General features: G+C 23.6%; 17 protein-coding genes and 1 pseudogene. 14 read left to right on the top strand and 4 right to left on the bottom strand.

From position 1 onward, the window contains the following. The first annotated feature begins 6 nt into the window (after window positions 1-6). The 4 genes from rnr to EXC47_RS01955 are packed head-to-tail and all read left to right on the top strand — an operon-like array spanning window position 7 to window position 4,815. The gene (gene rnr, locus EXC47_RS01970) at window positions 7-2,181 is read left to right on the top strand and encodes a ribonuclease R (protein WP_223211703.1); all 2,175 of its coding nucleotides are present in this window, start codon (window positions 7-9) and stop codon (window positions 2,179-2,181) included. A 1-nt stretch (window position 2,182) separates the two neighbouring features. Next, window positions 2,183-2,956 (top strand): tRNA1(Val) (adenine(37)-N6)-methyltransferase, encoded by a 774-nt coding sequence (locus EXC47_RS01965; protein WP_129646620.1) that lies wholly within the window; start codon window positions 2,183-2,185, stop codon window positions 2,954-2,956. A gap of 16 nt (window positions 2,957-2,972) precedes the next feature. Then, on the top strand, window positions 2,973-4,523 hold the full coding sequence (metG, locus tag EXC47_RS01960; protein ID WP_129646617.1) for a methionine--tRNA ligase: 1,551 nt from the start codon (window positions 2,973-2,975) through the stop codon (window positions 4,521-4,523). 7 nt (window positions 4,524-4,530) lie between these two features. After that, window positions 4,531-4,815 (top strand): hypothetical protein, encoded by a 285-nt coding sequence (locus EXC47_RS01955; protein WP_129646615.1) that lies wholly within the window; start codon window positions 4,531-4,533, stop codon window positions 4,813-4,815. Window positions 4,816-5,354: 539 nt separating this feature from the next. On the opposite strand, the gene EXC47_RS01950 is transcribed toward EXC47_RS01955, so the two are convergent. Together EXC47_RS01950 and EXC47_RS01945 are read right to left on the bottom strand one after the other, a co-directional pair. Next, the gene (locus EXC47_RS01950; protein WP_129646613.1) at window positions 5,355-6,308 is read right to left on the bottom strand and encodes a S8 family serine peptidase; all 954 of its coding nucleotides are present in this window, start codon (window positions 6,306-6,308) and stop codon (window positions 5,355-5,357) included. A 225-nt stretch (window positions 6,309-6,533) separates the two neighbouring features. Continuing rightward, on the bottom strand, window positions 6,534-7,832 hold the full coding sequence (locus EXC47_RS01945) for a hypothetical protein (protein ID WP_129646611.1): 1,299 nt from the start codon (window positions 7,830-7,832) through the stop codon (window positions 6,534-6,536). Between the two features lie 329 nt (window positions 7,833-8,161). Here EXC47_RS01945 and EXC47_RS01940 point away from each other — a divergent pair, with 329 nt between their 5' ends. Further along, window positions 8,162-10,084, top strand: coding sequence for a P68 family surface lipoprotein (locus tag EXC47_RS01940; protein ID WP_129646609.1), 1,923 nt, complete (start codon window positions 8,162-8,164; stop codon window positions 10,082-10,084). Beyond that, window positions 9,994-10,203 (top strand): annotated as a pseudogene (locus EXC47_RS04045) (hypothetical protein); the annotation flags it as partial. The gene EXC47_RS01940 and the pseudogene EXC47_RS04045, both read left to right, overlap by 91 nt. Window positions 10,204-10,220: 17 nt before the next feature. On the opposite strand, the gene EXC47_RS03985 reads toward EXC47_RS04045, so the two are convergent. After that, the gene (locus EXC47_RS03985; protein ID WP_223211702.1) at window positions 10,221-10,385 is read right to left on the bottom strand and encodes a hypothetical protein; all 165 of its coding nucleotides are present in this window, start codon (window positions 10,383-10,385) and stop codon (window positions 10,221-10,223) included. Window positions 10,386-10,432: 47 nt separating this feature from the next. Here EXC47_RS03985 and EXC47_RS01930 point away from each other — a divergent pair, with 47 nt between their 5' ends. The 8 genes from EXC47_RS01930 to rlmD all read left to right on the top strand — a co-directional run bounded on the left by EXC47_RS01930 (window position 10,433) and on the right by rlmD (window position 20,238). Further along, the gene (locus EXC47_RS01930; RefSeq protein ID WP_129646607.1) at window positions 10,433-11,212 is read left to right on the top strand and encodes a thermonuclease family protein; all 780 of its coding nucleotides are present in this window, start codon (window positions 10,433-10,435) and stop codon (window positions 11,210-11,212) included. Window positions 11,213-11,279: 67 nt separating this feature from the next. After that, entirely contained in the window at window positions 11,280-13,364 is a 2,085-nt protein-coding gene (locus EXC47_RS01925) for an ATP-binding cassette domain-containing protein (protein WP_129646605.1), read from the top strand. Then, complete coding sequence (locus EXC47_RS01920; RefSeq protein WP_129646603.1) at window positions 13,354-14,460, top strand: carbohydrate ABC transporter permease; 1,107 nt, start codon at window positions 13,354-13,356, stop codon at window positions 14,458-14,460. The genes EXC47_RS01925 and EXC47_RS01920 overlap by 11 nt, the downstream gene beginning before the upstream one ends. Then, entirely contained in the window at window positions 14,369-15,400 is a 1,032-nt protein-coding gene (locus tag EXC47_RS01915; protein WP_129646600.1) for a carbohydrate ABC transporter permease, read from the top strand. The genes EXC47_RS01920 and EXC47_RS01915 overlap by 92 nt, the downstream gene beginning before the upstream one ends. A gap of 3 nt (window positions 15,401-15,403) precedes the next feature. Further along, window positions 15,404-15,679: a hypothetical protein gene (locus tag EXC47_RS01910; RefSeq protein ID WP_129646598.1), complete on the top strand. Its 276-nt coding sequence runs from the start codon at window positions 15,404-15,406 to the stop codon at window positions 15,677-15,679. Between the two features lie 12 nt (window positions 15,680-15,691). Continuing rightward, on the top strand, window positions 15,692-17,386 hold the full coding sequence (locus tag EXC47_RS01905; RefSeq protein ID WP_129646596.1) for a hypothetical protein: 1,695 nt from the start codon (window positions 15,692-15,694) through the stop codon (window positions 17,384-17,386). Between the two features lie 134 nt (window positions 17,387-17,520). After that, window positions 17,521-18,624 (top strand): IS30 family transposase, encoded by a 1,104-nt coding sequence (locus EXC47_RS01900; RefSeq protein ID WP_223211701.1) that lies wholly within the window; start codon window positions 17,521-17,523, stop codon window positions 18,622-18,624. 297 nt (window positions 18,625-18,921) lie between these two features. Beyond that, window positions 18,922-20,238 (top strand): 23S rRNA (uracil(1939)-C(5))-methyltransferase RlmD, encoded by a 1,317-nt coding sequence (gene rlmD / locus EXC47_RS01895; RefSeq protein ID WP_129646594.1) that lies wholly within the window; start codon window positions 18,922-18,924, stop codon window positions 20,236-20,238. A 45-nt stretch (window positions 20,239-20,283) separates the two neighbouring features. Here rlmD and EXC47_RS01890 read toward each other — a convergent pair whose 3' ends face one another. Next, window positions 20,284-21,066, bottom strand: a complete 783-nt coding sequence (locus EXC47_RS01890) for an MAG0920 family protein (protein ID WP_129646591.1) — start codon at window positions 21,064-21,066, stop codon at window positions 20,284-20,286. Between the last annotated feature and the right edge of the window lies 1 nt (window position 21,067).

Raw genomic sequence — 21,067 nt, 5'->3', positions numbered from 1 at the left:
AATTTTATGATTTTAGAAGAAAATAAAATACTAGAAGTTATCAAAAGATATCCAGACATTTCATTTCTGGATATCGCTAAAAAACTAAAAATAAAACCTGCACAAAATAAGGAACTTACAAAAATATTATTAAAATTAATTGATTCTTATTTAATATCTTCTGATATAAAAAAATCATTATATTACGCGCTTGAATTTATAACATCTGTTAATGGAAAAATCAAATTTGCCGGGGAAGGTAAATTTGCTTTTCTTGATACTGATGAGATTGATAACGAAGGGCAACCTATTAGTTATTTTATACCAAACGTTTATTTTAAAGATGCTATGAATGGCGATGTCGTAAATATAAATGTTTACAAAAGATATAATTCTGAAGAAAAGACATTTGGAGTTGTTAATGAAATTCTAGAAAGAGGCGAAAATAAAATAATAGGTGTACTAGATAAAGTTGGAGAATTTTTAACATTTAAACCTATTGAAAAACATTATAAATCATTAAATTTTAAAATTATAGACTCTATCAAAGAAGCTAAAATTTTGGATATAGTAATGGCAGAAATTATTTCTTATAAAAATAAATATAAAGAAATAAAAATAATTAAAAAAATTACAAATCTAGAAGATCCTATGGCTTATGTTAAATCTTTAAAAGTCTCAAGAAATGTACCAGAAGGATTTGAAGAAGATGTAATTGATTATATAAATGAAAATATTCCTGACGATATATATAATGAAAATATTTCTAACCGTTTAGATTTAAGAAATGAGTTAATTGTAACAATTGATGGAAGTAGTACAAAAGATTTTGATGATGCTATAAGCGTTAAAAAAATTGATGAAAACAACTATGAATTAGGTGTTCATATAGCGGATGTTGCTTATTATGTGAAAGAAGATTCTCCATTAGATAAAGAAGCTTTAAAAAGAGGAACAAGTATATATTTATTAGATGAAGTTATACCTATGTTGCCTTTTAAATTATCAAATGGAATTTGTTCTTTAAATCCTAATGAAGATAGATTGACTATAAGCTGTATAACCAAAATAAATAAAGAAGGAAAAAGTTTTGATACAAAAGTTATTCCTACTATCATAAGAAGTAAACATAGATTGACTTATGAAAGAGTAAATGAATTTATTGATAATAATTTAGAATTTGAAAACAAAGAGTTAAATACATTAATAAAAAATAGTTATGAATTAAGTCAAATTATTAGGAAATATAAAATAGACGAAGGTTATATTGATTTTGAAATCGAAGAACCAAAAATTTTGTTAAATAATGATGGAAGCGTAAAAGATATTGTGTTAAGACCAACAGGAAAATCAGAAATGATGATTGAAGATTTTATGGTTAGAGCAAATGAAGAAGTTGCCAAATTTATAACAAACAAAAAATTGCCTATGATGTATAGAATACATGAAATTCCTGATGACGAAAAAATAGATTATTTTTTAAATGTTTTAAGAATTTTAAATATAAAAGTTGATATTGATAGAAAAAATATTACTCCTTTATCATTTCAAAAAATTGTTAAAACAATAAATGCTCAAAAAACTGATGACTTTTTAAAAATGTTATTTTTAAGAACTATGCAAAAAGCTATTTATTCGCCGGATAATATAGGACACTTTGGTCTAGCTAGTGAATGTTACTGTCATTTTACAAGCCCTATAAGAAGATATCCAGATGTAATTGTTCACAGAATTTTATGGGATTTTGTGTTTAACGATAGATCAAAAAAAATAAGTGAATTTTCTGAAAAGTTATCATCAATAGCATCAATGAACTCCACATCTGAACAAAATGCTGTTCAATTAGAACGTGATACAAATGATCTAAAATTTGCAGAATTTTATAAAAATAAAGTTGGGACAATGCTGAATGGACAAATATTTAGTATAACTAAATTTGGAGTTTTTGTTCAATTTCCAAATAAAACTGTTTCAATGGTACATGTTTCAAATATTGGTGATGGCACATTTAAGTCAAATGAAGAAGGAACTGAATTAATTTGTGAATCTAATACAAAATTAAAATATAAATTAGGTCAATTTGTTAATGTTGTCATAATTGGCGCGGACGAAACAACAGGAAAAGTTGATGCGGTTTTTGAAAGCAATTATCAAAATTATTTAGAAAAACAAAAAGCTGAGTCACAGAGTAAAAAGAAATAATATGGAAATAAAATTAGTAAAAAATAGTTTAGGTTTTGACTCTGATTTATATATTTTTCAAGATAAAAATATGTTTAATTATTCAGTTGATACTATATTATTAGCAAATTTTGCTTTTATTAATAATAAAATAAAAAGAGTATTAGAAATAGGTACTAATAACGGTGCTTTAAGTATTTTTTTATCAGAAAGAAGCCCATTATTGAAAATAGATGCTATAGAAATACAAGAAAAAGCAGCTAATTTAGCAAGAAAAAATGTTAAATTAAATAATAAAGAACACCAGATAAATGTTATCAATGCTGATTTTAATAATTATTATCAGGAATTAACAAAAAATGCTTCTCCAAAGTATGATCAGATTATTTGCAACCCACCATTTTATGTTTACGACAAAACAAAAATAAGTAAAAAAGTAAATGAAGAATTATTGATAGCTACTCATGAAATAAAATTAAATTTAGAGCAAATAATTAAAGGTTGCTCAAAAATAATTGAGCAAAAAGGTTATTTATCATTAGTTATACCTGTTGAAAGATTAGTTGATTGTTTTATTTATATGAGACAATATAAATTTGAACCAAAAAGAGTTCAATTTATAATTCCTAGAATTAATGATAAACCAAAATTAGTATTAGTTGAAGGACGTTTTCAATCTGGTTGAGGTGTTCACTTTCTTCCAAATTTGTATTTACATGATCCCAATAACAACAAAAAACATGAATACTTACCTGAAATTAAAAAATTGTATAAACCTATAAAAATTAACTATTAGCAAAAAAAGGAAAAATATGAAAGATAAGAAATTTTATATAACAACACCTATTTATTATGCTTCTGGGCCTTTGCATATTGGTCATTTATATTGCACTACTGTTGCAAGAACAATAGCAAATTATAAGGAAATAAAAGGTTATGAAGTTAAATTTTTAACTGGTAGTGATGAACATGGTCAAAAAATTGAAGAAAAAGCAAAACAAGCTAATAAAGAACCACAAAAATTTGTTGATGATTTAGTAAAAACTTACAAAGAAATGTGGGAAAAATGAAATATAAAATATGATTATTTTAGTAGAACAACTGACGAATTTCATGTAAAAACAGTTAAAAAAATATTTACCTGATTTTTACAAAACGATTTTATTTATAAGGGTTATTATGAAGGTTTATATTCAGTTAGTGATGAAGAATTTTTAACAAAAAATCAAGCAGTGCAAAAAGAAGATGGCGAATATTATCACCCTATAAGTGGTCATAAATTAGTAAATATGAAAGAAGAAAGTTACTTCTTTAAAATTAGCAAAATGCAAGAATGATGACTTAAAGAAGTTCAAAAAAATCCAAATTGACTTTCACCAAATAAAATGGTAAAAGAAATGATTCAAAACTTTTTTACAGATGGTATAGAAGATTTATCAGTAACAAGAGAAAATATAAAATGAGGAATAAAAATAGATGAAGACCCAAAACATACTATATATGTTTGATTAGATGCTTTGTTTAATTATGTAACTGCTTTAAAATTTGATTTTGATAATTCAGGGCAAGATTATAAAGAATTTTGAAGTAATGATAAATGCGAAACAGTACATATTATTGGAAAAGAAATATCTAGATTTCATTTTATTTATTGAATAATGTTTACGCATGCTTTGGGAATAAATATGCCTTCAAAAATTTTTGCTCATGGTCTATTAAGAGACAAAGATGGTAGAAAAATGTCTAAGTCTTTAAATAATGTTATTGAGCCAGAATATTTAAGAGAAAAATATCATGAAGAAATGATAAAATACTATTTAACTTCACAAGTTATTTTAGGAGAAGATAGTAATTTTAGTGAAGAAAAATTAGTTGAAATAGTAAACGCAAATCTAATTAACAATTATGGTAATTTAATTTCTAGAACACTAAAAATGTTAAATAATTCTTTTCCAAATGGACTTATTTATAGTGAATCATTAAAAGATTCTCATAAAAAAATAGATAATGAAATTAAAGAGTTCCCAGATATTTTTTCAAATTTTATGGACAATTTTGAAATGGATAAAGCATTAAACTATGCAATTGAATTAAGTTCAAAATTAAATAAATATATTGATGAAACAACACCTTGAAAATTAACTGATAATTTAGAAGAATTAGCATTAGTTTTATCAAGATTATTAAATGGAATTTATGCTGTTTCTTGAGCGTTACAAATAACTATGCCTAGAAAAATAAGTGAAGTAGCAGCTGCTTTATCAATTGAAAAATTTGAGGAAAAAGAAATAAAAAATTTTAATAAATTTAATAATAAAAAACTTATTGATAAATTTAAATTATTTGATAGGATAACAAAATAGGAGTAATATGATTTTTATAGTTTATAGGGAATTAACAATTAAGCAAGAAACAAAAAATTTATTAGATAGTCAAATTAAGTTTTGAACAAATTCTATTAAAAGACAAGAACTAAATTTATCAATTGATGTTTGTTGAAAGAATGAATCAACACTTATAATTATAGAAAGATGAGTTTCAGCTGAAGCATATAATAATTTTATAAAAACCAAAGATGGAAAAAGCTTATATGAAAGCTTAAACAATTATATTGACTATACTGTAAGAACAGAAAAAATGAACACAATATCATAATTTTAAAAAAAGACATAAAGTAAAATCTTATGTCTTTTTTTAAAATTAATTTATTAAATAAGAAAGAGCTAATTCTATATTTTTATTTTTAACATCATCAGAAAAAATTTCTATTTTATAAGCTCCGGCTTTTTCTGCAATATATTCTATTATTTCTACATTATAATTTTTATTTTTTGAAACAACAAGTGTATCTCTTATATATGGTCAATTATAATCATCTCTTTTTTCACCAAGATAATTTATTTTTAAATGAAAATTGGATTTATTATAATTTTTTTCTTTAATTAAATAAGTTAATGCGGTTCTTAATTTATCACCTTTATTTAATTCAACTAAAATAGTATTTTTTTGTTCTCAAATCTTTTAAAGATAGTAGTATTTTTTAATAAATTTACAATATTTTCATAATTTGGAATTCCGGCTTCATAAAAATTATCTAAATCTCTGTTTTGATTCTTGTTTTTTATAGAACCAGTTAATAAGGCTGATTTAAAAAATATTGAATCTGCACCTTTATCAAAAATATAACTGTATTCTTACTTTAACATACTTGCTATCGCGGTAACAACTGGAGCTGAGTAACTTGTACCATGTCCAAAATAATAATCAATATTGTCCTGTCTTATAGGACTTTTAAAATTATAAAAACCCGGAGTTAACACTGAAATATAATTATTAACGTTTTCTATTTGACTATAAAAATACTTTTTACTTGTTTTCAAGTTTAGAGATCCAACTATTATTGAATTTCTTGATAAAGCTAAATTATCTATTTCTTGGAATCCTTTATCATAAGAATTTCCAGAAGATATAACATTTATTAATTCTGGATTTCTATAAATATATCAATCATAATATTCAGCATCTAAGTTATATCCTAGATAATTACCTATTTGTTCTATATTTTTGCCCCAACTATTGTTTATAATAGTGGTTTTATTCAGTAAGTATTCAATTTCTTCATTTATTCCATTTCATGAATCAATTTCTGCTAAAATAATATTCACTGTTGAATTAATTCCATATTCTGAACCTATAGTAATTTCCGCTATAACGTTAGCATGATCTGATACTTTTTCATCGTAAAACCAAGAATCTTTTCATTTTATTTTTTTATTATTTAAGTTATGTTCTCTAAAAGCAATTCCATTTGGATCTACATGTCCTTTTGCTTCTAAAACACCTACAAATAAGTCATAATTGTAATATTTTTGCTTATGTTTTTCAATAATATTTTTAAATAAACCAACATAATTAAAAACTTCTTCATTTGATTTTGATTTTGCTTCTTTATTTATTAAATTAATATAATTATTATTTGAATAAAGATTTTTGTAATATTTATTTTCATTTATATTATATTTAATGCACTTGAAAATTTCTATTTTATTATCATAAAAATATTCATTTAATTTATTAAAAAATAAATTTAAATCATAATTATTTGGAACTCTTATTGATAGAATTCCAGTTTTTATTCCTATATTCATTTCTGTTTTCGCACCAATAATATCTAAAATATATTTTTCTAAATTATCTCTATTTATAATTTCAATATTTTTTATAAAAAAATCTATTTTTTTAAATCTTATTTTACTTTTTTCTAATTTGTCAGAGCTTATTTCTATTACTTTATAATTATTTTGTTTATTATTAGAACTTACAAAGAAAGAAGTTGCTAAAAAAGCAAAGAATTTATAAAAAAATTAAACTTTTTATTCATGATAACCACCATTTTTTAATAATGCGTTATATGCAATTTCAAAAATATTTTTCCCATTTACTCTATCAGGTAAAGGAATGTCTTCTTTAAAATTTTCTTTATTTGAAATTTTATAATTATTGTTTATATTTAATTTTCAAATGTTAAATAAATTAAGTGATGCTTCAAAATTACTGTTTCACCCAATAAAAACTGAATTTACGTATTTTGTATCTTTTTTATCCTTTGGACCTATTTTATAAATAAATTGAACTAATTTATTGAAAGAATTATATTTATTTTTATAATCTAAAATTTCATATTTATAATATTTTCTAATTTTATTTTGAGTCTCATTTATAAATTTTATTAATTCCTCATTTGTAATATTTTCATTATCATTTTCTTTTAAATTATCAATTAATTCATTTGTGATCAAAGAATTTATTTTAATTCTTAGACCATTTTTGATAGTATTATTTTTTATGTATTCTTCTCTTGACTCTTTTTGAGGAGAATTTGAATAAAATTTTTCATTATCTTCCTTAACGATTTTTAAATAATTATTAAAATTTTTTATTTCCTCAAAAATATAATAATTATTTAAAAATATTATTTTACTTAAATTTTTATAAGCTTCTTGATACTCATTACTTTCTTTTTCATATATATCAATTTTTAAAAATTTATTTTTTTCATCTTCACTTATTCTAAGTAAATCGTTAATTTTTTTATCCAAAATATTTATTATTTTTATAATATATTCCATAAAGGTTTTTGAAATATAAATATCAACTTTAAAAGTTATTTCATATATAAATTCATTTAAAATTTCACCCAAATATTTTGAAAAAATAATATCACTTTTTAATAATTCATTTTTAAATGAAATAATTTTTAAAATTGAATCATTGTATTTGTTTAATAATGTATCATTATCTTTTTTTTCTTCAAATTCATTAATTACATTATTAATAAATTTGAAGCTATTAAAAATTAATTTTTTTTGTTTTTCGTTATTTAAATCTGTTTCTTTCAATAATTCTTCTATAAATAAATATTTTTTAAAATTTAAATGTATTAATTCATTTGTGTTGATTTCTTTAACACTTAAATTTTCTAATAGTTTGTTTGTTTCATTATTTATTAATACATTTTCATTTTCTATTTTTTTAATTGTGGAAATGTATTTATTAAATGATTTCAGTTCAACTTCATTATATGAACAAGAAACTGTAGTTAATAATAAAGAACTTGGTAATGTAAAAAAAATTTTGCTTTTTAAAAAATTTCTTATCTTATTTTTATTCATAATTTAATTATACATTTATATTTTTAGAAAAGTCTTTATCAATAAAAAACTAAAATATAGTTTTACTTTGCTAAAAGTATAATAATTATTTAAGCTATATTTATATTTTTTTAAGATATTTATTATACCATATTTTTTTTATTATCTTTATTTGTGCTTATTTTTTTAAAAAATAAAATATAAAATATGTAAATTTTTCATATTTTTGCATATTGATATCAATATCTTTTTTAATCATTAATATATATATAAAATTATATTGGCGTTAATATCATTTAAATTAATTTGATGTTGCGTTTTATATAAATCTTTAATTAAAGAGGTAATAAATGAAAAAGAATAAATTAATATTAACAAGTCTTGCTGGACTTTCATTAGCAGCTACATCTATTTCAGCTGTTGCTTGTTCAGCAACAGAAGACTCAAAAGTTATTTTTCAAGTAAGTTTTACTCGTGATAAAAGTCAATGAAATGCATTAGAAGACTTAGTAAAATATTACAATGAAAATATTATTAAACCTGAAAGAGATAAACTTCTTAAAGAATTAGAAGCTGCAAAAATAGCTAAGGATTCTGAAAAAGAAAAACAAATTACTGAAAAATTAAGTTCAACATTGGAAGTAGAACTTAGCCATGGTGGTTCAGGATATACATCAGGTGATGCAAAAATTACAACAGATCTTGAAAATAAAAATACAAAAGAATTAGCTAATTTAACAGTTAACTATGCTCATACATTAGCTAGAATTGTTCAATATGGAAAGCAATTAGACTTTTCAAATTCAGAATTTGGTGAACACGCATTAAACAGAAATCTTTTTGACGAAGAGTACGTTAAAGTTAATGACAAAATTTCCGGTGCAGATTCTGGTAAATTTTATCAATTACCATTGTTAAAGTCAACAGTTGTATTTAACTTAAACGGTCCTGTTTTTAAGACAATATTTAAAACTATTGCTGATGCAGGTGTTACAGTTGCGGAATCAATTAAAACAGAATTTAATGTAGATAACGATGAATGAAATGAAGATGTTGCTTACATTAAATCAGATAAAATGTTTGGTAATCCAGATACAAATGAAAAAATTGTTCAATTATTCAACGGTATAACAGTAGATGAAACTATTTTTTCAGATTTTACTTCATTAATAAAATTTGCTATGGCTGCTGCACAATCATTCCCACATAAATCATCAGATATTAATATTATTGGTGTTGATGATATTAATGGTTTAATTGCACCGGTATTATACGGTTCAAATACTGTTTCTGGAGATGATTCAAAAATGCCTATTTCAGTTGTTAAAGATTCAGATGGTAAAACAATTATTTCTTTTAACAAACTTTTAGATAAAAATGATGAAACAACTAAAAAATTTGTTGAAATTTATAACTTAATAAAGGATGCTATTGCAGTTAAAGCTTTAAAAGTTTATGGTGATGGAAAATTTGCATCAGTTGATTCTGTTAATCATAAAATTGCTGGATCATTTGGTTCAACAGCTGGTTATTCATATAACTTTAACAAAGCTTTAGATCCATACATTAAATTTATTAACAAAGCAAATCCAAAGAAAAACTTCCAAGTAACAAGTGCTAACTTTGGTTTAATTACAGAAACTGGAACCAAAAAAGAAGTTAAATTAGGAACACGCTCAAATGAAATTTTATCTGGTGATAGAGGTACAAAAAACAATGATATTTATCCTGCTGATGAAGAAACAAAAGCTAAATTATCAGAACTTTCAAATGGTAAATATTTAGTAAAAGTTTTGGCTTCAAAAACAGATGAAATTGCAGTATTAGACTCATTATCAGATTTATTCAAAAAAGTTGGTAACTTCAAAATAGTAAATACAAAAAATGCAGATGGTAGTAAAGATGCAACAGAAGTTGTATATGTAACAGAACAAGATTTTAGTGCTCCATTAAAAGTTGAAGGTAAATTTGAACATGTTATTCCTTCATTATCAAAATCTTTAGAAGAGTCAGAAATTGTTGCTAAACAACAAATCGGAAAATTAGTTAAAGAAGATACTAAAACAGCAACATTCTTACAAGGACCTAACTTATTCGGTATTTCAAAATCTAAAGAATTAGATTTAGCTACTGTTAAATTTGTTAAATTTTTAACATCATCAACACAAATTGACTTACCTAAATCAGACACAAAAAAGAAGGTGTTGATAGATGAGCAGAAGTTGTTACAGAAACACCTTTTGAACACATTACAAGAATTGCTTCATACATAGTTCCTTATAAAGGATTTGAATCAAATGAAAGCTTTACAAAAACAACAAACAAATATTTAAAAGTTGCTGTAGAAGTATTTAAAAAAGTTTCACAAGAAGGTTCAAACGTTATTTTATATGAAGAACCATCATCAGTTTATGCTAATCCATTTAGAAATGGTATTCAAGCAATATTTGGTGGGTTATCTTCAAAAATTGAAGCAGGCATTGACCCTACATATGAAGATACTGTTATTAGTTCATTATCACCAATTGTTTCAAAATTTCAAAAATAATTTAGGTAATTAAAAAAAGTAAACAACCAATAAAATGGTTGTTTAACTTATTTATTTTTAAGGAAATAAAAAAATGAAATTTAAAAAAATATTGAGTTGAAGCGTACCAATGTCAGTTGCTATAATGTCATCATTATCAGCTATTTCATGTGAAAAACCTGAAGAATTTAACCCAAAAGTTGTTTTAGATAAAAACCATGTTCTTGTTCAAAAAAATGTTTCTAAATTTAAAGTTGTAGGGGGCGCTGATGGCGATACTGTTTATCTTGAAGCCTTAGAAGACAATAATGAACGTGGAATTAGAACAGGTGATAAAAATAAAATAAGATTATCTGGTATTGATACACCAGAAAAATATGTTGGTTTAACTCGCGCAAGTGATAAAGAATATAAATATGCTTTAATGTCATCTGAATTTGCTTCAAAAACTTTAAAAAATAACAAAATTGTATATGCATATATTACAGAAAAAGATTCATTTGGAAGATGAGTAGGTGATGTTTTTTATTCAGAAACTAATGATAAACCTGAAAAAATTGAAGATGTAGACAGATCTTATTCAGTTCAAATAACTAGAGCAGGATTAACACTTCCATATGATATTAATCCTATTCCAAATATGGATTTACAAAAAATTGAAGGAACTCTTCAATGATATGTGTGAAGATTATTAGGTGTCGCTTTATTAAATGCAAATTATTATAATGATGGATTTTTTGCAGAATATAGTACACCATATGATGTTTCAAAAAATGTTTATGAAATAAAAAAATTTGGTACTGCATTTGAATCCTTTACAAAAAAAGTGGATATAAATGTATTTAACAATCCAAATGTTTATAAGGCCAAATAGTTTTTCTAAAATATCTATAAATAAAGTATTTTAGAAAAAAATAAAAAGGTAAAATTAAGGAATTAATATGATTTTTAAAAGAATTTTTAACTTATTAAAAAACAAAACATTGAAAGTTTTACCTGAAGATGTTTCAGAATATGAAAGATTAAGTAAACAAATTTCTAATTCTGCAGACTCTGATGAATTGCCAGCTATTGAATTACAAAATGTTTTTATAGATTTTGGTGAAACTTTAGCTGTTGATGATGTTAGTTTTAAAATACCAGAAGGTAAATTAGTAACTTTACTTGGGCCATCTGGTTCTGGTAAAACAACAACATTAAATGCAATTTCAGGATTACTTTCAATTAGTAGTGGTAATGTATTATTTTATGGTAAAGACGTTACATTGTTACCGCCACAAAAAAGAAAACTAGGTTTTGTTTTTCAAAACTATGCTTTATACCCACATATGAGTGTGTATGCAAACATTGCTTTCCCTTTAAAAAATGATAGTGATTGACAAAATATGATAATTTCTAAACGTTTAATTGCTAAAACAAAGATTGAAATTATTTATCTAAAATTACTTGGCGCAACTGATGAAGAATGCAAAGAATATTTAAAAACAGTTCTTCATACAAGAGCTTTATTAGAAGAAATGGAAAGAGAATATTCAATTGAACTTTCAGCTGTTAAGAAAAATTTAATTGATGCAAAAAGTGCTTTAAAATTAGGACAAAACCGTTATGATTCAGCATATAGTTTATTAGCTAAAAAAACAATTAAGTATTTTGCTGATGTTAAAGATGAATACAAAAAAATTGTTAAAAATATAAAATTTGAAGATAAAATTGCAAAAGCTAATAGTATCGAAAGAAAATTTATTGAAACAGACATAATTTCAAAAATCGAATCTTCAAATTTATTAAAGACTTTTGCTTATAAAGAAAAAGATAATAAAGAAATTGCAACTTCAAAACAACATGAATATGAACAGTTAATTAGTGAAATTTCTAAAATAGATAAATCACAAATGGAACCAAAAGAAGCTATTAAATTAGCAAAATACGAAAAGAAAATAATGTTTAATTTAATGATTTTAAGATATCAAATGAAAATTGTTGATATTGAAAAAGAATTTACACCTAAAATAGCTTCTTTAAAAGAAAAATACAAAGCGACAAAAGAGGAATATAAACAAATAAATAAAACTTCTTTAGAAAGATTAACAAGAAATGTTAAAGTTATTCCTGCTTATTTAGAAAAAGAATATGCAAGAATTCGTAAAGAATTAAATACAAAATATAATTTTGTTTCAGTAATGCATGAAGATGCTAAAAATAGAACTGCAAAATTAACACAGGAACAAAGAAAAGAAATTGAAATTTTATCAAAAGACATTATTTCAATAAAACAAGCTATTCATAGAGAAGTTCTAGAAGTTGCAAAGCGTGTTGAAATTTTACCAATTTTACAGAAAAAACCAACAAGACTTTCTGGTGGTCAACAACAACGTGTTTCTATAGCTCGTGCTATTGTTAAAAAACCAAAAATTTTATTAATGGATGAGCCATTATCAAACTTAGATGCTAAATTAAGAATTAATACAAGACAATGAATACGTGAAATACAACAAAGTTTAGGTATAACAACAGTGTTCGTTACTCACGATCAAGAAGAAGCTATGTCAATTAGTGATATTGTTATCTGTATGTCTACATCAAGAGTTCAACAATTAGGTTCACCTCTTGAGTTATACAACAAACCAGCAAATCAATTTGTTGCTCGTTTCTTAGGTATGCCTGAAATGGGATTATTACCTGCTGAATATAAAGATGATAAATTATTCGTTAAAGGTGTTCATATTCCAGGTGTTAAATTAGATGTTCAAAAAGCAACATTAAATGTTGGTGTTAGAGCTGAAGACTATGAAATAGTAGAAAAAGAATCAGAAGCTCAATTTAAAGGTGTTATTAAAGCTTTAGAAAACTTTGGTAAAGAATCTAAGTTGATAGTTGATATTGAAGGAAAAATAAGACTTAACTTCTTAGTAAACAACAAACTTGAATTAGCTTTAAATGATGAAATTTACTTTAATATTCCAAAAGATAGATTACATATTTTTGAATCAATGTCTGAAGAAAGAATGACATATCATGTTCAATAGACTTAAAAGAAAAATAAGTAAATCTACAAATAATCAAATCTTATTTGAATATACAGTAAATTCAGAGGCAAATAAAAAGAAGAGTATATCAGCAAGTGTTGTTGATAGAAGAACAAATGTGTTTTTTGCACTAATTCTTATTATTCCTGCCTTATTAGTTTTAACATCATTTACAGTTATACCTTTCATTTTTAATATATATAATGCTTTTACAGACGGAAAGAATAATTTTGTTGGTGTAAAAAATATAAATGAATTATTAAATGATTTATTCTTTGCTGTTGCTGTAAGAAACTCATTTATTTACGCATTGTTAGTATTGCCATTAACAATGGGTATATCAATTTTGATATCATCATTAATATCAAATTTAATTAAGAAAACTTTTAAAAGTTTTTGACAAACTGTTTTCTTCTTACCTTATGTTACAAACGCTGTTGCTGTTTCATTAGCATTTACACAAATATTTGCAACAGATGGTCAATTTAATTACTTCTTGAGAAGTTTAGGTTTTGAAGCAAACATAGATTGATTAGGACAAGCAGGTGGTGAAACTTCTTTTAAATCATTATTACCTATGTTGATAAATGGTATTTGAAATGGATTAGCATTTAACATTTTATTATTCACAACTGCTATGCTCTCTGTTGACAAAAACCTCTATAAATCAGCTTCAATTGATGGATTAAGTTCATTTAAACAATTTTTTACAATAACATTACCATCAATTAGTAAAACAGTAACATTTATTTTAACTATTGGTATTATTAATGGTATAAAAGTTTTCCCATTAGCTTTATTTAATAATAAAGCTGACGAAGCAAAATTAGCTGGTGCATCAACTTTAATGTTAGTTATTTATTACTATGTTAAAGATCTTGTTGATTATCAATTAGCAGGTGCTGCTTCACTTATCTTATTTATAATTGGTGTTTCATATTCATCAATAATTCGTGGTGGATTTAGAATTTTATCATTAGCCGCATTAAATAAAGGAGAATCAGATGTTTGAACGAAAATTAAAGATTCAAGCGAAATTCGCGAATTGAACTCTAAGCAAGAAACGAGATTCAGTTACACAACAAGTTCATGATAGATCACTTGTTGGTTTAATTACTAAATCTGTACTTAAACTACTATTTTTATGTTTATTTGGGCTAATTATAATCACACCATTTGCTTATATGATTTTATTATCAATTATGAGCAAAGAACAATCATTACAAGTAAGTAACGGTACAGCAGGTATATGACCTTCTTCTTGAAATTTTGTTTCTAATATAGTAACTGCTGCTACTACAGAAAATGCAGGTCTTTGACCTTGAAGCCAAAACGATTGACAAAAAGGTTACTTATTTTCATTCTTATTAACATTTTCTAATGTTTTATTATCAATTTTTCTTAAAGTTTTTGTTACCTTATTATTAGGATATGCATTTAGCTTAAAAAAATGATGAGGTAAGGAATTTATTTGATTTATTCTTTTATCATTATTAGTTTTACCAGAAGTTGCATTACTTTCTGGTCAACAATGAGTTGTTATTCAATTAAACCAATTATTTAAGCCATCGAATAACCAAAAGACTTCTTTATTTATTTATAACTTATTTATAATCGCAGTTCCATTTATTGCTTCAATATTTAACGCTTTAATGTATAGAAACGCATTTGAAGCAATTCCAGGAAGAATTAAAGAAGTTGCGATGGTCGATGGTGCAATTGGCGCAAAATATTTATTTAAAATAGCTATTCCAATGGTTGCTCCTACTACATTAACAATTGTTATATTAACTGCTTTAGCTTCATGAAATTCTTATTTATGACCAAGTTTAATTGCTGGATCTGATTATAGAGTTATGTCAGTTTGACTTTTTGGTGTTGGTCGTGAAAACGAAGATCAAAACGGTCCTATATTCAATAGTATTAGAATGGCTGGTGCGATTTTAGTTATTGCTCCTATGTTTTTATTCTACTTTGTATTTAGAAAGAAAATTATGAACGCTATTAGTCGTCAAGGAAGTGCTATTAAAGGTTAAAATATGAAAAAAGTTAATATTAAAGTTCAAACAGTTATATGAACAATTGTTGTAGCAATAGCATTATTCTTAATTTGTATATGTTCTTTCTTAATTTACAAATCAAATTCTGTTTTATATATTAAATCAGTTTCTATAGAAGAATCATTAAAAACAGCATATCAAGTTTATAAAGCTTATTCTATTGGTATATTATTATTTTCAATTATTTTATTTATAATCGGTTCTGCCATTAGTTACTTAGGTTTTAGATCTTGAACATATAATGCAACATTATAAAAGGAGAAAAATATGAAATTTAAATTTCTTACACCTATTTTAACAATTGCTCCGTTAGCAGCTGTTTCATGCGTTAATCCCTTTAAAAACACAAAAGAACTTAATGATTCATTTTATATAGAAAAAAATAATGATTTTTACAATAAATCAACTAGTGGTTTAATTAAAAAATTAGATTTAGTTTTACAAAATAAAATAAATAATTTAACCCAAGAAAAAGGAACAGAATCATATAATAAGGCTGTAAATGAATTAAAAGAAAATTACAACCTACAATTAAAAATATTTAATAATTTCTATGAAACTTCAAAAGAATCATCTTCTATTTTCAAACAAGATAAATATTATTTGGAATATCACTATAAATCAAGTTTAAACTATTGATATAACAGTTTTGATAGCAATAAAAAAATAGTTAAAAATTACATAGAATTCGATAAAGAATATTTTGAAGCTTTTGTTTCATGAATGTTCGAAGGAACGCCTTATAATCATTTATTATCATCTGAAAAATATTATTCAAAAGATAAAATAAAATTTAATTTTATTAGTAAAAAAATAGATCTAGTTACTAATTTCTATAATGATGAAAAAACTACTGAAATTGAAGGAAATATTCCAAATATTTATTTTAACGAACTAATTTCAGAAACTTCATTTAGGAATAGTCAAACAATAGAAAATTTAACAAAGACTTATAAAAATATTTTAGTTAATTTAGCAAAACAAATTAATGCGATAGATTTAAACAATGAACATTCTTTTTTAAAAGTTTTTCAACCTATTTATTTAATACTAGATTCAAAATCTGATAAAAATCCTTATATAACATCTTCATTTACTGAAAGTATTTCAAAACAAGAATTAACTTTATTCTTAAGAAGTTTAAGAAATAAATTAGGTGAAAATAAATTTGACGAATTTAAATTAAATCCACTTGAATTTGTTAAGAATAATTTATCAGCTATAAATCCAAGTTATTATTTAAATATAAATAATAATAAAACTTATGATGAATTAATTGTCAATAAAACAGCTGAAGAAGTTTCAAAAATAAATGATGATTTAGTTGAAAAAATGTTAAATAATACAACTAACCCATTATTTCAAAATGTTTTAGTTTCAAAATTAAACAATCACGGTGCAATTGGAAAAACTGGATTATCACTTTTAATTTCTAATGTTCTTTATTATTTATATCCAAAACATGTTCAATTAATTGAGTTTAAAGATGAAAATAATAATACAAAAGTTTTAATTGAAGTTAAGGTTAACGATCAATATGTTCTTTTAGATCCATTAAAAGATTTAACTGAAATTTTCTCTTTAGAAAATTCAAATTTAAGTGATATTTTCTTAAATATGCGTTCAAATCAAAATGATTATATTAAAGCTAATAAAAACCTTAAAGAAGGCATTAAAACTTTAGAAAAAAGCGGATTAAACCTTGAAAATGAAGCTGATAAACAAAGATTTAATTCAGAAAAAGCTGCTTTAGAATTAGCACAAACACAAGCAAAAGAAGAGTATTTAACTTCATATACAAAATACAAAGAAGCGTATCAAAAAATGTTACAAAAAATTGAAAACAAAGAAAATATATCAGTTTCAATTTATAAAAACAAAGAAGAACTTAAAAACGCTAAATTAAGTTTCAATAGTGATGCTTATGAAATTAAATCAATTGGAAAAAATTGAGTAGAATAATAAAAAAATAAAATATGAGTTTAACTCATATGCCACATTGTAATTTACAAGGTAACACCTTATTTATATGAAAAAATATAAATAGGGTGTTTTTTTATAAAAAAAGCCCCGAAAGAAATTCGAGACATACCAATATGAATTATATAAAAATAGATTATAAAATTAGAAATATTATCGATATTTACTTAAATATAGAAAATAAAACTATAAGCAAAATTTCTAAAATGTTAAATATTTCAAGGAAATCATTATGAAATGAAATAAAAATTAATTCTAATTATTGAGGTTATAATGCAAATTCTGCACAAGAAAAACATGATAATAGAGAAAAATGAAAAAATCATTTTAAATTTATTAACAATATGAATTTATATAACGAATATTCAATACAATTCAAAAAGAAATACAATAAAAACACTTTTAGTATTGAACTAACTCATTTATATATTAAAAATAATTTTGATTTTAAAACGCCTTCTTTAAAAACTATATATAACTGAATTAATTCAAATTTTTGAGTAATCAAGAAAAAAGATATTTTAAGAAAGGATTATAAAAAAGGCGGAAAAAGATTAAAAGCTCCAGCCCATATAAAGCTTGTTGGTACAAGATGGATAAGACCATTTTGAGCACGCCCTAGAGAAATAAATGAGAGAAGCACATTTGGTCATTGAGAAATAGACTTAATTGTAGGAAAACAAAAAGCAGGACATTCACACATTCTATCATTTGTCGAAAGATTCAGCAGATATGGCATATTAGTAAAAGTTCCAAATAAAAATCCTTGAAAAATTAATTTAATAGTTTTTAACATTATTAAAAAATTAAGATTAAACGTTAAATCGATAACTTGTGATAATGGTTTTGAGTTTAGTTCCTTATTTATATTAGCTTACAAACTTAAAATTTATATTTACAGAGCTGATCCATATGCTTCGCAGCAGAGAGGAACTAATGAAAATTTTAATGGTTATGTAAGACGCTTTTTCAAGAAAAAAACTGATTTTAACTTAGTTTCAGATGAAGAAATTTTTAATGTTCAACACAATATAAATAATATACCACGAAAAATACACGGATACTTAAGTGCATCAGAAGTTTATGAACTTTGCAAAATCAAGGATCCTGGAAAAATAATTTCAGAAAATTCTACTTTGTATAATTGAGAAAGATCAAATAATAAATCAAACAAAAGTAAAAATAACTTTTGAAGATTAAAAAATAATAAAGAAATATAGAAAGGAAAGTTTTGAATTTCTTTTTTTATTTCTACTTTTTTTAAAAAAGTAGCAAAAACAATTATTGATAAACTGCGTTGCTGTGCCTTTTGAGAATGCAGCTTTAAATAAAATATATGTGGTGACCCACTCATCAAATTAACATTACTAATCATAATATTAGAAAATATAAAAAAGGTAACCAAAACATATTTGGTTACCTGTTACCTTGTGAATTACAATTTAGCATATGAGTTTAACTCATATTTTTTTAATTTTTAACCTTACAAAATAAGCAATAATGTAAAATATAATAATATGAAATTAAAAGAAAATGATATTTTAAATGATGTGATTGCAATTGATCATACATACGAGGGTTTAGGAACTGTTAAAATAGATAATTATCCTATATTTGTTGAAAATCTCTTACCAGGTGAAGTTGCAAATATAACTATAAAAAAAGCTAATTCGCGTTTTGCTTTTGCTAAAGTAATAAAAAGAAAAACTACATCAAAAAAACGAGTAGAAATTGAAAATACAGCTTTAATGAAGAGTGGGTCAACATCTTTAGCAAATTTAAGTTACAATGATCAATTAGAATTTAAAGAAAACTTTGTAAATTATCTTTTTAGTAGAAATATTCATTTTAATGATATAAATAAAATTTTTCCATCTAATAAAATTTGAAACTACAGGAATAAACTAACGGTTTTTGTAAAGTTAATTGATAATGAAATAAAATTAGGATTATATGAAAAAAATACTCACAATCTTATTGAACAAACAAGTTATGATTTAGCTGCTAAACCTATTTCTCTATTATTGGAGTGAATTAAAAACAATATAAATTATTATAAAAATATGAAAGAAAATGTATCTAATATTGAAAATATAACAGTTAGATATTCAGATGCTTTCGATCAATTAATGTTAGTTTTTAATGTAAAAAAACAAATTAATTTTGAAATTGATTTTTTAGACAAAATTTCAAAAGCATTTCCTCAATTGAAAGTTTTATTAGAAGTGAAAAATAATAATGTTTTAAAAAAATATTTAAGCAAACAAACATTTATATATGATAAAATTGGTGATCTTACATTTAAAATTAATTTTAATAGTTTTTTTCAGGTAAATTCTTCTCAAACTAATAATTTATACGAGTTGCTTATAAATAATATGAATCTAGAAAAAAGTGATAATGTTTTGGATGCTTACTGTGGTATTGGTACTATAGGTTTAAAGGTTAGCAAAAAAGTAAAACAAGTTATTGGTATAGAAATAATTAAAGAAGCAATTGAAAACGCAATTGAAAATGCTAAAATAAACGGTATATCTAATATTTCTTTTTATTCTGGTGATGTTTATAAAATAATTGAATCTCTAAATAAACAGTTTAATAAAATAATTGTAGATCCTCCAAGAAGCGGTCTTGAACAAGTTTTTTTAGAAAAAATATTAGAAATGAAACCTAAACAAATAGGATACATTAGTTGTAACCCACATACATTATGTAGAGATGTAGATTTATTTTTAAAAAGTAATATGTATGAATTAACTTATTTACAACCATGTGATATGTTTAGCCAAACACACCATATTGAAGCTGTTGCTATTTTAAATAGAAAAAAATAAATTAAAAAAACTAAACACGCTTTTTTATAGTATGTTTAGTTTTTTTTAATTTGTCTCATTTATAAAGTTATTTCTAATAGCACTGTCTCTAAATGAGTCAATTGTAACATCTTTATATTTACCGAATGTAACTTTTTCAAAATCAAAAGTTAAAAAGAAATATACTGTTATTTTTTTAGATACGGAATTATTTAAATTCCTATTTCAAAAACTTTTAGACACATTATTTGAAATTGAAAATACTTTGTTTATTTTGACCACTACTAAAAAATCCTCTAAATTTATTTGTTCTTTTTGTGTTTCGATATTAATTTGTTTTTCAATCAATTTACTATCATCTAACAAGTCATTTTCCTTAATTCAATTAATTATTTTTTTCTTAAATATGCCTAAATAAATTGTCGTTACTAAAACTATAGCAGAAAAAATTGATAAAAATATTGTACAAATTATAAATCCGGTATTGTTTAAGTATAAAGCTTTTTTAAGAATATCAAAAGCAAATAATAAAACTAAAAATATAATCAAAGTAATTAAAGAAACAATTGCACTAATAAATAAATTGGATACAGTTGATTTTGCAAAAACTAAAAAGTTTGAATCTAGTTTCAGACCTTTTTTATTTATGTGTTTTTTATTTAAAAAATATAATATTTGGACTTTTAAACCTTGACCATAAAATAAAGGTATTATTGCTCTTAGAAAAGTTAATAATACTAAAAATATAGCTATTATTAATGTCAAAATATAGCTAGAGATTGTAGTTGATTCTACTGCAGTAGTACTTGTATTAGCTTCTTCAGTTAAATAAAATTTTAAGTTATCCATT

The sequence above is a fragment of the Mycoplasmopsis maculosa genome, from assembly GCF_900660665.1.
Lineage (GTDB): Bacteria > Bacillota_I > Bacilli_A > Mycoplasmatales > Metamycoplasmataceae > Mycoplasmopsis > Mycoplasmopsis maculosa.
Note: the sequence above shows the minus strand (reverse complement) of the source record. Positions and strands in the feature narration are given on the sequence as shown.